Source organism: Hymenobacter humi, from assembly GCF_042665855.1.
In the GTDB taxonomy this organism is placed as follows: domain Bacteria; phylum Bacteroidota; class Bacteroidia; order Cytophagales; family Hymenobacteraceae; genus Hymenobacter; species Hymenobacter humi.
The window spans coordinates 1-12,741 of sequence record NZ_JBHTEK010000005.1; the positions used below are offsets into that span (position 1 = coordinate 1).

At 58.3% G+C, this 12,741-nt stretch carries 14 protein-coding genes and 3 pseudogenes; 10 read left to right on the forward strand and 7 right to left on the reverse strand.

Annotated elements, in window-relative coordinates:
• Positions 1-236, forward strand: a 236-nt coding sequence (locus tag ACFQT0_RS28805) for a hypothetical protein (RefSeq protein ID WP_380206757.1), incomplete at its 5' end; no start/stop codon positions are given.
• 44 nt (positions 237-280) lie between these two features.
• On the opposite strand, the gene ACFQT0_RS28810 is transcribed toward ACFQT0_RS28805, so the two are convergent.
• Positions 281-769, reverse strand: a complete 489-nt coding sequence (locus ACFQT0_RS28810; RefSeq protein WP_380206758.1) for a hypothetical protein — start codon at positions 767-769, stop codon at positions 281-283.
• 435 nt (positions 770-1,204) lie between these two features.
• On the opposite strand from ACFQT0_RS28810, the pseudogene ACFQT0_RS28815 reads away from it, so the two are divergent.
• Both ACFQT0_RS28815 and ACFQT0_RS28820 read left to right on the forward strand, forming a co-directional pair.
• A pseudogene (locus ACFQT0_RS28815) lies at positions 1,205-2,094 on the forward strand (glycoside hydrolase family 53 protein).
• A gap of 55 nt (positions 2,095-2,149) precedes the next feature.
• A complete protein-coding gene (locus ACFQT0_RS28820) occupies positions 2,150-2,986 on the forward strand; it encodes a T9SS type A sorting domain-containing protein (protein ID WP_380206760.1) in 837 nt (278 codons plus the stop codon).
• Here ACFQT0_RS28820 and ACFQT0_RS28825 read toward each other — a convergent pair.
• Complete coding sequence (locus ACFQT0_RS28825) at positions 2,926-3,348, reverse strand: nuclear transport factor 2 family protein (RefSeq protein ID WP_380206762.1); 423 nt, start codon at positions 3,346-3,348, stop codon at positions 2,926-2,928. The genes ACFQT0_RS28820 and ACFQT0_RS28825 overlap by 61 nt on opposite strands.
• A 1,009-nt stretch (positions 3,349-4,357) precedes the next feature.
• On the opposite strand from ACFQT0_RS28825, the gene ACFQT0_RS28830 reads away from it, so the two are divergent.
• Positions 4,358-4,792: an alkaline phosphatase family protein gene (locus ACFQT0_RS28830; RefSeq protein WP_380206763.1), complete on the forward strand. Its 435-nt coding sequence runs from the start codon at positions 4,358-4,360 to the stop codon at positions 4,790-4,792.
• A 113-nt stretch (positions 4,793-4,905) separates the two neighbouring features.
• Positions 4,906-5,991, forward strand: coding sequence for a hypothetical protein (locus tag ACFQT0_RS28835; protein WP_380206765.1), 1,086 nt, complete (start codon positions 4,906-4,908; stop codon positions 5,989-5,991).
• Positions 5,992-6,016: 25 nt separating this feature from the next.
• Here the strand turns inward: ACFQT0_RS28835 and ACFQT0_RS28840 are convergent, their stop codons facing one another.
• The 5 genes and pseudogenes from ACFQT0_RS28840 to ACFQT0_RS28860 all read right to left on the reverse strand — a co-directional run bounded on the left by ACFQT0_RS28840 (position 6,017) and on the right by ACFQT0_RS28860 (position 8,698).
• Entirely contained in the window at positions 6,017-6,532 is a 516-nt protein-coding gene (locus ACFQT0_RS28840; RefSeq protein ID WP_380206767.1) for a DUF4112 domain-containing protein, read from the reverse strand.
• A gap of 87 nt (positions 6,533-6,619) precedes the next feature.
• Complete coding sequence (locus tag ACFQT0_RS28845; protein WP_380206768.1) at positions 6,620-7,519, reverse strand: alpha/beta hydrolase family protein; 900 nt, start codon at positions 7,517-7,519, stop codon at positions 6,620-6,622.
• Between the two features lie 97 nt (positions 7,520-7,616).
• Positions 7,617-7,835, reverse strand: a pseudogene (locus ACFQT0_RS28850) (TolB family protein); the annotation flags it as partial.
• Positions 7,787-8,011: a hypothetical protein gene (locus ACFQT0_RS28855; protein WP_380206770.1), complete on the reverse strand. Its 225-nt coding sequence runs from the start codon at positions 8,009-8,011 to the stop codon at positions 7,787-7,789. The gene ACFQT0_RS28855 and the pseudogene ACFQT0_RS28850, both read right to left, overlap by 49 nt.
• An 81-nt stretch (positions 8,012-8,092) precedes the next feature.
• Positions 8,093-8,698, reverse strand: a complete 606-nt coding sequence (locus ACFQT0_RS28860) for a TolB family protein (protein WP_380206772.1) — start codon at positions 8,696-8,698, stop codon at positions 8,093-8,095.
• Positions 8,699-9,246: 548 nt separating this feature from the next.
• Here ACFQT0_RS28860 and ACFQT0_RS28865 point away from each other — a divergent pair.
• The 5 genes and pseudogenes from ACFQT0_RS28865 (at position 9,247) to ACFQT0_RS28885 (ending at position 12,537) form a co-directional block, all read left to right on the forward strand.
• Positions 9,247-9,417: a hypothetical protein gene (locus ACFQT0_RS28865; RefSeq protein ID WP_380206774.1), complete on the forward strand. Its 171-nt coding sequence runs from the start codon at positions 9,247-9,249 to the stop codon at positions 9,415-9,417.
• A gap of 1,083 nt (positions 9,418-10,500) precedes the next feature.
• Entirely contained in the window at positions 10,501-11,289 is a 789-nt protein-coding gene (locus ACFQT0_RS28870; RefSeq protein ID WP_380206776.1) for a hypothetical protein, read from the forward strand.
• Complete coding sequence (locus ACFQT0_RS28875) at positions 11,204-11,806, forward strand: hypothetical protein (RefSeq protein WP_380206778.1); 603 nt, start codon at positions 11,204-11,206, stop codon at positions 11,804-11,806. The genes ACFQT0_RS28870 and ACFQT0_RS28875 overlap by 86 nt, the downstream gene beginning before the upstream one ends.
• 14 nt (positions 11,807-11,820) lie before the next feature.
• Positions 11,821-12,159 (forward strand): annotated as a pseudogene (locus ACFQT0_RS28880) (carbohydrate binding domain-containing protein); the annotation flags it as partial.
• Between the two features lie 45 nt (positions 12,160-12,204).
• A complete protein-coding gene (locus ACFQT0_RS28885; RefSeq protein WP_380206961.1) occupies positions 12,205-12,537 on the forward strand; it encodes a T9SS type A sorting domain-containing protein in 333 nt (110 codons plus the stop codon).
• Positions 12,538-12,741: the final 204 nt, after the last annotated feature.

Genomic DNA, 12,741 nt, shown 5'->3' on the forward strand with positions numbered 1-12,741 from the left:
AGTCGAAGCATCACTACCGCGCCATCTGTCATGCTCAGGCACGAAGCATCTTCTCCCGGCTCACCGATTCGTACAAACGTGAGAAGGTCCTTCGCGCTGCTCAGGATGACAGCCGTAGCGTGCAAGATGCTTCGACCAACTCAGCGTGGTCTCCCATTTTACTGCCTATGCGGTTGAGCTACTTCCGTGGTTCAACCTTGAAATCTTACAAGTGCCCCTGGCTCAATATTCAGTAATTGCGCATGCGGGCATTAAGGTGCTAAAGCCATTGGGCAGACGCCTACCGGGCCGGAGTGCTGAGCAGGTCCGGGAGTCCTTTACGTTGAGCCGCGCAAACTTTTGGACTCGGCTGAAGCGTGCGGTTGTTTGCTCCAGGCTCGTCGTCTTTCGGCAGCCGGTCGGGTACCTGGGTTTGCAGCCGCTCAAAGACGGTGGCGGCAATGTCCATGTAGCCGAGCAGTAGCAGGTAGAGCTGTTTTTTCTCGTCATCGGCGTAGCCTTTTACGCGAATGGCTTTGGTCAGCGTGTCGAGTTGCGTGGTTTCGTCGATAAACAAGTCCTGAAGCGCGCGACGTTGCCGCCAAAAGCCGTCAAGCTGCTCGGCGCTGGCCGTTGATGTAGAAAAGGGAAATTCCAGGGTAAAAGCTACAGCCTGGACAAACTTTGCCTCGGCCTCATACACGGTGGCCAGGTGCTTTTGAAGACTGGTCCACAACCCTGTCCGGGCTTTGTCGAAGGTGCTGGAGACGGTCGGGGCGTTTTCACTCATGGGAATGGCTCGAATGGGTAACGCTACAAAGGTACCCGCCAAAGGCCCTGCTGTTGAGCCCGTGGCTCAACCTGCCCGAGAGGCAGGCGGCCATTTGCGCCGAGGAAATGTATGCTGACTGACAGTAAATCCTCGAGTTGCTTGAGAAGATATTGATACAGCGGGTTTGGTGTGCAATCAGTAACCGTCGAGTAATTTGCAGGCAGGGATGAATTCGTAATTGCGCCCGACTGCTGCAAAAACGATGGCCAATTACATGGCTTATTGCCAAAAGCTAGCCGCTATATCTGATTTCACTACATGAAGAATAATCTACCTTTTTACTCCGTCCGCCAGGGATTATTACTGAGTGCCTGCCTTTTCGCGTCGCTCTTTTCTTTTCGAGTGAGCGCGCAAACGTTTGCCAAAGGCGCCGATACCGGCTGGCTTCAGCAGATGGAAGCCAACAACTACCTGTTTTACAACGACCAGGGCGTGCAGCAAGACTGCTTTCAAATCCTGAAAGACAAAGGCATCAACTCCATCCGGCTGCGCGTGTGGGTCAATCCGTCGATGGTGGACTGGGTGAACGGCCATTGCAGTCCCGCCGAGGTGGTGACCATGGCCACGCGAGCCAAAAACATGGGTTTCCGCATCATGATTGACTTCCACTACAGCGACAGCTGGGCCGACCCAAGCAAGCAAACCAAGCCCGCCGCCTGGGCCAGCCACAGCTTCCCGCAATTGCTGGACGATGTGTACAACCATACCTACAGCGTGATGAACGCACTGAAGGCCAACGGCGTGACTCGGAATGGGTGCAGGTGGGCAACGAGATACCCAACGGCCTGCTCTGGCCCGAAGGCAGCACCTCCAATTTTGCCCAGCTCACCCAGTTCCTCAACAAGGGCTACGACGCCGTGAAGGCCGTGAGCGCCACCTCGAAGGTGGTGGTGCACCTCGACAAGGGCAACGACAACGCGCGCTTCCGCTCGTTCTTCGACCGCCTCACCACCAACGGCGGCAAGTACGACGTCATCGGCATGTCGTATTACCCCTACTGGCTCAACCAGGACTACACGGCTTCCATCAGCAGCCTGCAGTACAACCTGACCGACATGGCCAGCCGCTACGGCAAGGAAGTGGTGGTGGCGGAAGTGGGCGGCGACTGCACCAACGCGCCCCAGAACGCCTACGACATGCTGGTGGCCGTGCAAAACGCTGTCTTTGCCGTGCCGAACAGCAAGGGCCTGGGCCTGTTTTACTGGGAACCCGAAGGCTACCGCAGCTTCAGCGGCTACCAGCTTAGCGCCTGGGGCAACGACGGCAAGCCTCGCCTGCACTAAACGCATTTCTGGTGACGCCCGCCATGCCGGCTCCCCCGCCCCCAGCACCAACCTGGTGGCCAATCCCGGCTTCGAGGCCAACGGGGCCGCCACCCAAACCCCCACAGGCTGGACCAGTTGGGCCAATACCACCGCCAACTACGCGGCCGACTATACCGAAACAGGCGGCCAGGCCAGCACCTACCGCCTCACGCACTGGCTGGGCTCGGCCTACCAGGCAAGCACCTACCAGCTGAAAACCGGCCTGCCGACTGGCACCTATACCCTCAAGGCCTGGGTGCAGAACGGCGGGGGCCAGAACGTTTGCCAGCTCTACGCCAAGAACTTCGGCGGCACCGAGAAGAACCTCGCCCTGCCCGTTACCAGCACCTGGACCCAGATTCAGATTACGGGCATTCAGGTGAGCAACGGCCAGTGCGAAATCGGCCTCTGGTCCGATGCCAACGCCGGCAACTGGTGCAGCATCGACAACGTGGAGCTCATCTCGACGAGCACGGTTACGGCAGCAGCTAAGACTTTAACGGACTCAAACACCAGCCTCTATCCAAATCCGGTGGCTGAGTCGCTCACCCTAAAGCTTCCCGCCGGTCTGGCCGCCGCGACCATTCGCATCTACTCGGCCACCGGGCAAATCGTATTCACCCAGGCCCTCACGGCCACGGGGCAGCGCGTGGACACGTCGCGCCTGCCCACCGGTATCTACCGCTGCGGCTGCTGGGCAACGGACGAACCGAAACGCACAAGTTCGTCAAGCTGTAGCGCCCTCCGCGTGATAAGCGGAAGGGCCAACATAGTAGCTTCCACGCAGAAGCCAAGGCCCCGACCTATGCCCTACATTGCCATATGGCTGCTGCGCTGGAACGCCTGCCCAACCGCGGCAGTATCGGTGTAGACCTGGAAGTGCGCCACTTTGCCATCGCGCAGGCGTAGGACGTGGGCCCACTCCTCTTCCATTGGCTGCCCAGTGGCGCGAACGTGGCCTTTGCCGTAACCCAGGGCCACTACAGTATCGCCTTGGGCGATGCACTCCTGCACTTCAAAGCGCTCAAAATCCATGGCCTCGTGCAGCTTGGCAAAGAACCGGCCCACTTCTTCCTTGCCCCGGTACACGCCGGCATAGGGTATAAGCGCCGCCGAGCCGGGAACAATGAATTCAATGTCTTCGGTGTACAATTTCAGCAGGTTAGCAATGTCGCCTTTGCTAAACAGGGCGTATCCCTCCTGCGCTACTTGGGTGTTTTGCTGCTCGTTCATGGCTGGGGAGTTGGAATAAGTGAGTTTTCTGGAGCGTCTTTTCCTTGCGCTTTCGGCAACCGCTTCTTTAGAAGGTTGAGCTAACTCAAGCCGCAGAGATAAGGCTCTCTAGGTCAATGCCGTCGCTCTGTGAATTTAACCAAATTTGCGCTGCTTTGCAAGAGGTATTCCTGCGAGCCGCCTGGTGGGGCTGCCCCTAATAAATAGAAAGCAATGCCATACCATCGGGGTGCAGACGAGCATTGGTGGACCAACTTTATTCCCTAGACTTCACAATGAAGGCCTTCAGCTTAGGGAGGCAAAGCAGCATGGCTCAATTCCATGCTGGCACGGTATGATAAAGACGCGAAAATATTGTAACTTAATAATGAGATTAGCAGTCGCTTGTGCTTGGTGGAGCCAGGTAGGGCGTTGCGTGACTTAGATGATTGGCCTGATTCCACGTTGAATTCTGTCCTGAGCCATGGCTTTCTTTTCACCTTCCGGGCGGTGGAGCCGCCTTCGCATATCCGCCCGCTGGGTGAAGTATGGATTATGCAGTTGGTTTTTCTGTTTTCCGGTGCGGTGCCGGCGCCTCCTAAAAAAAGCTTCGCACCAAGAATGTCATCATCGTGGTCATCGACGGGCCCCGGTATTCCGAAACCTGGGGCAAGGTGCCGGGCCTCATTCCCAACATGGCCACCCGGCTCAAGCCGCGGGGGGTGTTCTTTCCCAACTTCTACAACAAAGGATTCACGTACACCAATTCAGGCCACGTGGCCCTGACCACGGGCATCAACCAGCCGATTGACAATTTTGACCAGGAACTGCCGGCGCAGCCGTCCATATTCCAGCTCTGGCGCAAGGCCACCGGCAAGCCCGCGACTGCCGCCTGGCTCATCACCAGCAAAGACAAGCTGCACATACTGGCCAACACCCTGAACCCGGAGTGGGCTGACCAGTACCCTCCTTCCATCGACTGTGGCGTGAGCGGGCCCGGCACCGGCTACCGCGCCGACTCCTCACCCTGGTGGCCGTCAAGCGCATTCTCACGACCTACAGCCCCAACCTGGTGCTCATCAATTTCATGGAGCCCGATGGTTTTGCTCACGCCGCCAACTGGCCGTACTACCTCCGGGGCATCGAGCGCGACGACCGCTACGTCATGCAGCTTTACGACTTTCTACGCAAGAGCAAAACCTACCGCAACAACACGGCCTTGTTCATCACCAACGACCACGGCCGCCACCTCGATGGCATTGGGGCGGGGTGGGTAGAGCACGGCGATGGCTGCGAGGGCTGCCGCCACATCAGCCTACTGGCCCTGGGGCCTGATTTCAAACAAGGACGGACGATAGCTGATACCACTACCCTGGTAGACATCCCGTCCACCATCGCTACTATGCTGGGCTTGCCTTTCCCACAAGGCCAGGGCAAATCCATCGGCGGTCTTTTTAAGCGTTGAAAACCATGAGTATTAGACCGGGCGCCTAAACGCTTTCAGGCCGCTCCGCCGTTGGGCAATGCCCTCGTTGCGTAGTTCCCCGAACGGCCGCCCGGCGCTTTCCTACTGCTGCGATGCATGCGCTGCTACAGGTTCTGGCTAGCTTCGTCCTGCTGCTTTTTCAGCCGGTAGCGGCTCCTGTCGGCCTGGTGCAGCCGTCGGGCTCATCCCCTTCCGCTAATCCTTTCTTTGCTAAGGAATCCCTTGTTGAGCTCACGCTGACTTTACCGCACGACTGCATCCTCAATGACCGCGGGCCCTCCCCGGGTACCCATTCGGCTGCGCTTTCCTATCAGGAGGCCAATGGCGCCCCGCGGTCGGTTCCGGTACTGGTTCAGGTGCGCGGCAACCGCCGCAAAGACCCCGCCGTGTGCGACTTTCCGCCGCTGCTGGTCATCTTCCCGCCCGCTTCGAGGACCGGTACGATATTCGGTCCGGTCGAGGAGCTGAAACTGACCACCCACTGCCTTTCAGATACCTATACGCTACGAGAATACCTGGTGTATAAGCTCTACAACGTCCTGACGGACTTCAGCTACCGGGTGCGGTTGTGCCGCATCACCTACCAGGATGCCGAAAGACGAGAGAAGGCCTCGGTGCACTACGGCTTTTTCCTGGAGAATACCGGTGCGCTGGCCCAGCGCAATCAGGCCAAGGCGGTGCCCAAGCAGCTGTTTATCACCATGGATAATCTGGACCAGACCACCGCCGCGACCATGACCATTTTCCAATACATGATTGGCAACACGGACTGGTCGGTTCCTTTTCGCCACAACATCCGGCTCCTGACTCAAAACGTGCAGACCCCGCCCCTGCCGGTGGCGTATGATTTTGATTATTCCGGACTAGTGATGGCCCCATATGCCGTGCCGCCCGAGCAGCTGGGCATTACCTCGGTCCGGCAGCGTCTTTATCGGGGCTTTGACTTCCCGCCGGCAACCTTCGCCCATGTGCGCGACATGTTCAACGCCCGCCGGGCTGCGCTGTACGACGTGTACCTCCGCTGCCCTTACCTCAGCGCCGAAGAACAGGAGTTTGCCACCCGCTACCTCAATGGGTTTTACAAGGTGCTCAACGACCCCAAGGACTTCGAGCGCAACATCGTGCGGGTGGGGCGCCGCAACCAGAAGCAGTACACCCACATCCGCGGCTACGATTAAAGTTGAGCCAGCGAAACGTGCGGGGCTACGTGTTTATAATCGGATGGGCATCGAAGTAGTGCCACACCCACCGCAGCACGGCCACGCTGCCCCAGGCCACTAGCCCAAACACCACCAAAAAGCCCAATAGCAGGAGTGCCACCAGCCCCTTGCCGCTGCCCCGGTGCCGGCCTTCGGCATAATGGCGCCGCAGCAGGGCCACGTTGCGCTCATTGCTTTTGTAGGCGAAATCAAACAGGTTGCCCAGGATGGGAATGGCGCCCACCACGGTATCGAGCAGGATGTTGAGGGCCATGCGCACCACCACCGCGCCGCTGGCCCCGTGGCGCAGCATGGTCAGTAGCAGCGTGACCGAAACGGCCATGGTCGATAAATCGCCGACCACGGGCAGCAGTCCCAGCAAGGGGTCGAGCCCAAACCGGAACCGCGTGCCGGGCAGCTGAAACTGGCTGTCCATTAAGCGGGCCACGCGCGCCACCCAGCGCAGCCGCTCATCGGCCTCAAAAGGCGGAGACTGGTGCGGACGATTGGGCTGGAGCATGTACTTGAATGTGTTGATTATTGACGCCTATGCGCCACTCTGCAAACGAAGGACGCTGCTGCTAGCAAATGGCCCGATGCTGCTTTGTCAAGCTGGAGTACCTGGAATTAGCTCACCGCGGCTACTCCCCGACGAGACAGCACCTTTCGGCATGAGGTACTGGTTGTACCAGGCCAGGTAGCGGGCGTAGCGGTCTTTCACGTAGCTGGGGGTGGTGATGCCGTGAAACTGCCCAGGATAGATTACCAGCTGGGTGGGCACGTTCAGGCTCTTCAGCGCTTGGTACATCTGCTCGGTGTTGAGCAAGGGCACGTTGTAATCCTTCTCCCCGCACACAAAGAGCGTGGGCGTTTTGATGCGGTCGGCGTGGAAGAAGGGGTAGGAAACGCGCATGTACACGTCGGGATTTTTCCAGGGTGTGCCCAGCTCGGTTTCGTAGTCCCGGATGTACTGGTCGGTGCCGTAGCCGGCCAGCACGTTGGCGATGCTGGCGCCGCTCACGGCGGCTTTGAAGCGCTGGTCGCGCGCGATAACCTGGTCGGTCATGATGCCGCCGTAGCTCCAGCCGCCCACGCCCAGGCGCTCGGGGTCGGCCAGGCCCTGCGCCACGGCGTAGTCCACCACGGCCAGCACGTCGTCGGTGTCCTTGTTGCCCCAGTCGGCATAAATAGCCTTGCTGTACTCCAGGCCCCGGCCCGAGCTTCCGCGCGGATTGGCCACCACCACGGCGTAGCCGTTGGCGGCGAAATACTGCCACTCAAACGAAAACCCGTGCCCAAACTGTGCCACCGGTCCTCCATGTATACGCAGGAGCGTGGGATACTTGCGGCCCGCCGCATACCCCACGGGCTTCACCATAAAGCCGCTCACGAGCGTGCCGTCCTTGCTCTTGGCCTGGATGGGCTCGACGGCGCCGAGCGTAATGCCGCGCAGCCACGTATCGTTTTGCTTGGATAGGGCCGCAGCGCCGCTTTTTGCTGAGGGCATACACTTCGGTAGGCTGCTGAGCCTGGCTGCTGAGCACCACCAACTGCCCGGTGCGGGCCAGCGAAAAGTCGTTTACCTCCCGGGCACCGGCCAGCACCCGCTCAATTTTGCCGCCCGCGACTGGAACGCGCGCCAGCGATAAGGCGCGGTCGTCTTCGAGCAGAAAGTACAGGCTCTTGCCATCGCGCGCCCATTGCGGCTTGGTGGTGTTGCGGTCGAGGCCGGCGGTGAGGGCGCGGGCGGGCCCGCCACTCACGGGCACCACCATCAGCTGGTGCAGGGCATACACGAGCTGCTCCCGCGGGCCGCCTTGCACAAAGGCGATGGTACGTCCGTCGGGGCTCCAGGCCGGGCGGCTGCCGTAGCCGGGGCGCTATCGGGCACTTCGTTGGTGAGCAGAGGCCGGGCGGTGGCGCCGGCCTGGGCATCGATGAGGTACAGGTCGAAGTTGTCGTGCCGGTCGGGGTCGGGGCCGCGTTTGCTGGAAAACACCAGCCTGCTTGCCGTCGGGGCTCCAGGCCGGCAGGTGCTCGTCGTACTGGCCCGGGGTGAGGTTGACGAGCTTGCGGCTGGCTACGTCGAACACGTAGAGGTGCTGACGCTGCTTGTTGAGGTAGCCATCGATGTCCTGCTTGAACTGGAACCGGTCGATGACGATGGGCGGTGCGGTTTTCTTTTGGTTTTCTGGGCGGCCGTGAGCGAGTCGGGGTCGGCGTCGCGGATGATGAGCGCCAGACGCAGACCATCGGGCGACCACACGTAGTCCGAGACGCTGCCCTTGAGCTTCGTGACTTTCTCGGCTTCCCCGCCCGCGCGGTTGAGCAGCCAGAGCTGGGCGTCGCCGCCATCTTCCTCGCCGCGGCTCGACACGAAGCTTAGGTATTTGCCGTCGGGGCTGAAGCGGGGCTTGCTCTCGCTGCTCGGGCTGGTGGTCACGCGCAGGTTCTGGGAGCCGTCGGTGCGGGCCATCCACACGTCCGCATCCCGTTTATCAGTGGCCGAATCGGCGCGGGTGACGGTGTAAGCGGCCCATACGCCATCGGGCGAAAGCTGCGGGTCGGCCACGTCCCGCATCCGGCTCAAGTCGCTTAGCCTCAGGGCCCGCGGGGCGGTCTGGGCCAGAAGCGTGGTTGAGGGCAGCGAAAGAGCCGCGAGCAAAGTCAGGGTATAAAGTCTCATATCAATATGCAAGAAAACAGGCCGGCAATGGGCAGGCGCATCCGTTTGGCGAAGCTACGGCGCCCTGCCGCATTTGCGCGAATGTAGCAGGGCAAGCATCCTGATTGTCACCTTCTATATGAGATAGGCTCGCCCGGGGTGGCCCTCCAATCGAGCATTTGAGCACGACTCCAAACTACTCCCTCTACCAGCACGGCTAAAACAGCAGCTTACCATGTCTGCCCTTCATTTCCCCATTACTGCCGACCTTTGCGGAAATATACCTTCACCTATTCTTCTGCTTTCTGGTTATGGCTGATGATTCGTCGCGTTTGTATTTCGAGAATTCTGTGGGCCGGGTATCCGAAAAAGCGGTGGGCCGCCGGGGAGGCCACGTGATAGTAGAGTACCATGCCGGCCCCCGCCGTATGGGCGAGCTTCAGACCTTGCTTGGCCACGCCAAGCAGGCTGCTAACCCGCCGCGGCTGGCACAAATTCCTCGGTGACCAGCGACTGCTCTCTCCTTCACCGACGAAGAGTTTGAGTGGCTTTCGCAGTACTGGCTCCAAATGGCCCAACAGCGCAACCGGGCCTGTTACGGTGCCGTGCTGCTGCCTACGCCCGTTTTCGCCACTCTGCCCAGCGAGCAAGTCAGCAGCGAGGGGCAGGTGGCGGCCATGACGTACCGGCTCTTTGAGGACCACGCCTCTGCCGAAGAGTGGCTGGGTTCTTTGCCTTAATTATCAGGGAGAGTTCTCTGAATTAAATTGAACTATTGAAATAGTCAACTTGGTGAAATAACCAATTTCTTAACGAATATGGGTTATAAAGAGATTCAAACAGTAATCAATATAGCGCAGCTCAAATAACAGCTCAATTAGGTGATTAAGTATAGAGTAATCACCTCTTATTCGAGCCAGAAATGTTGCGCAGGTTTTATTAAAACAAATAGTACTAATTGGTACAAACTGCATTAGGGCTTTGTACCAATTTAGACTGCATATTGAGTTGTGTGATAAATTTATCTTAGTTACTCCTAGAACTCGGTATATAACTTTTGGCACTCCAGAATCTTTAGCTGCGCCATGGTTCAAAAGCTTTACTTTCAAGTTATTAATTCATATTAAATAATTTGCTTGAGGTATATATAAAGTAGCTTTAACAAGCTCCATTGGTCGCTCGAGACTCAGGTATAAATACCTCCCGGTTGATACCACTTTAAGTCTGAATAGCACACCATAAATTGGATAGAGCCAAGGCATAAAATGCCCTGGCATACCAGTTATCTATTGGCTGATAACTGTAACTCAAGGCTAATTATAGCAAGGCATAACAGCTGATTGGACCAGCTACATCAGGCTGTTTCCATTCATGGCTGCCGTAGGGCTAACTTCAGTATTATATATATTGATTAACTTGGTTAATCTCCTGTATTTCAGTTGCCTGAGAATGTTTCAGGCTAGTTCAATATGCATGGCAGCATCAATTAATTAGGTGCTCAAATTGTTGAGCAGAACGCCTTAAGGGGCGATTTGCCCAAAATTGTACTTACAACATTTTGGCATCGTGGCACTGTCGGGGTTATGTTGCTGTTAAGCGCAACACTCGACCCGCCAGATGTATGCTGCTGCCCAAATGGGCCTATATGGTGACGGGGACGGGCTTCGGCCGCTGCGAATACGGCTTAACCAGCGCCGATTTCTTGGACTTAACCAACCCCTTATACCATGAACACCTTTACAAAATGGGCCTGCTTGCTTCTTGGGGCAAGCCCTGTCTTAGCCAGTGCCCAAAGCACCCTCCCTGTAAAAACGGATTCCATCGTGGCGAATGGCGTCGCCAACAAGTTTGGCATCAACCTCAACGCTGGCATGGACGCCGACGCGAACCGGGCCGGCGGCGCGCGTCCGCTGGCTCAGGCCTTGAAGGAAATGGGCGCACGCCGGTTGCGCTTCCCCGGGGGCGAGAAGTCAAACTTTTACGTGTGGGCCTCCGCGCCGTATTCCTCGGCTGCCTCGGCGCACTGGGTGCCCGGCAGCTATTATGCCGGCGTGTCCCAAAACACCCAGAACGTTGACCAATTTATGACCATGTGCTCGGAGGCGGGGGCCCAGGCGCATATCAACGTGGCGTATAACCCCGCCGCAGGCCTCGATGAGCAAGTGGCCGCCGCGTGGGTCCGGTATGCCAACCTCACGAAGGGCTACGCCATCAAGTACTGGGAAGTGGGCAACGAGATGTGGAACGGCAAGGGGCTGAGCGCGGAGCAGGCCGGTGCCATTGCGGCGCGCTACGCCGCTGCCATGAAAGCAGTCGACCCCAGCATCAAAGTGGGCATCAGCCTGGAACAACCAATGGGGCTATCAGACCATTCTGCAGGCTGCGCCGAATATAGATTTTGTCACGTGCAGCAATTATTCCACGTCGCGGTACGCATCGTACAGCACGTATGCGAACACGCCCAACGTGGACCTGCTCGAAGATGCCCGCAAAGCAGTCAATGCTGTGGGGAGCTCGGGAAAGACGGTGGTGGTTTCGGAATTCAACGCCATCAACTGGTACGAGGGCTGGGGCAAGACCAACGACCTGGGCCATGCCTTGGTCAACTTTGAAACCATCGGCCAGCTCATGACGGCCCCCACGATTGACTACGGTGCTTTGTGGAACACCCGCTGGTTTGAGCAGGGACAGAATTCTGTCAGCCTGTACACGGCCCTGGACAACTCGAATGGCCTGCAGGCTTCGGGGATGGCGCTGGCCGTGTGGGGCCGGTTTATAAAGGACCAACTTGTTCGCAGCAGCAGCAGCCCTACCGTGAAAACGTACGCGGCCTACGATGCCCGAACCGGCCAGCTCAACCTGTTTTTGGAAAACAAATCCGAACAGAATCAGCGCGTTACGGTCCCCATCACCTCGCCCAATACCTACACCTCTGGTGCCGTGTGGCAGCTGCGCGGCACCAGCCCCGGCGACCCCTCCCCTACCTGGTCGGCCACTGGCTCAGTAGCCTTGGCAGGCAATACCCTTGCGAACCTGGAGCTGCCCGCTGTTTCCGTAACGGTGGTTTCGCTTTCCAGCGCTGGAGCTAGCCCCTCCCTGCCCCCGCCCCTGTCCCCACCCCCTCCTTAAACCGGGTAAGCAATGGCGGCTTTGAAGATGGTTCGCTGGCGCCGTGGTCTTCCTGGCTCAATGGCGGCCAAACCGGCCTGAGCAACGCCACCCGGCGCGCCGGCAGCGCCGCGGCGTGGGCCGGCGGCGGAATGGCCTATTTGTACCAGGTGGTGCAGGGCCTGACGCCCAACACCACCTATACGCTGACGAGCGATGTGGCCGTGCACACCACCAGCGGTGCATCGGCCTGGGTCGGCGTAAAAAACACGGGTGGCACCTCGCCGAGCCAGGAGGTATTTGAAACCAACGGCAGCTGGCGCCCGACGTCCCTGACCTTTACCACCGGCAGCAGCCAGACCACGGCAGAAATCTACCTCTGGAACAGCGACCCCACCACCTGGGCCTGGATTGATGAAGTGCATCTCTACGAAACCGCTAATAGCAGCCAAAGCGCCAGTAATGCGGCATCGCTTCGCTCGGCTGAGGCCAACCCACTCGCCAGCACCGCACCGCAGATATATCCCAATCCCTTTCACTCGACGTTGCAAGTTGAGCTGAGGGATTCGCAAACCGTAGCCAACGTGCAGCTGCTGGATGCGCGTGGAGCCGCCATTCAAGGCATTAAAGTTCAGAAAGACGGCCAGCGTGGTCAGGTCTTCGCCCCGGCTACGCTGCCGGCAGGATTGTACCTGCTTCGTCTGACTACCAAGGAAGGGAAAACGACGGTTCACAAAGTTGTGAAGCAGTAAGCTGCAGGTTGGGGCAATTTCTGACTGAGCTAATTCCGGGTGTAAATGTTCGCAAGCATTTACACCCGGAATTAGCTCAATTCTTAAGGATTGAACAACCTTCTGGCGTAACGAGACGCCAGTCGCCTGACAACTGCAGGCAAGCAGCAATGGCGTAGTTATACGGATTGTTTTGCAAGTGTAAAATAAGGATATTTAGTTAAT

What these genes read in the sequence shown, in the direction of transcription:
- ACFQT0_RS28810 (WP_380206758.1), bottom strand. Translation starts at nt 769, where the DNA reads ATGAGTGAAAACGCCCCGACCGTCTCCAGCACCTTCGACAAAGCCCGG.
- ACFQT0_RS28825 (WP_380206762.1), bottom strand. Translation starts at nt 3,348, where the DNA reads ATGAACGAGCAGCAAAACACCCAAGTAGCGCAGGAGGGATACGCCCTG.
- ACFQT0_RS28835 (WP_380206765.1), top strand. Translation starts at nt 4,906, where the DNA reads ATGCATGCGCTGCTACAGGTTCTGGCTAGCTTCGTCCTGCTGCTTTTT.
- ACFQT0_RS28840 (WP_380206767.1), bottom strand. Translation starts at nt 6,532, where the DNA reads ATGCTCCAGCCCAATCGTCCGCACCAGTCTCCGCCTTTTGAGGCCGAT.
- ACFQT0_RS28845 (WP_380206768.1), bottom strand. Translation starts at nt 7,519, where the DNA reads ATGCCCTCAGCAAAAAGCGGCGCTGCGGCCCTATCCAAGCAAAACGAT.
- ACFQT0_RS28860 (WP_380206772.1), bottom strand. Translation starts at nt 8,698, where the DNA reads ATGAGACTTTATACCCTGACTTTGCTCGCGGCTCTTTCGCTGCCCTCA.
- ACFQT0_RS28865 (WP_380206774.1), top strand. Translation starts at nt 9,247, where the DNA reads ATGGCCCAACAGCGCAACCGGGCCTGTTACGGTGCCGTGCTGCTGCCT.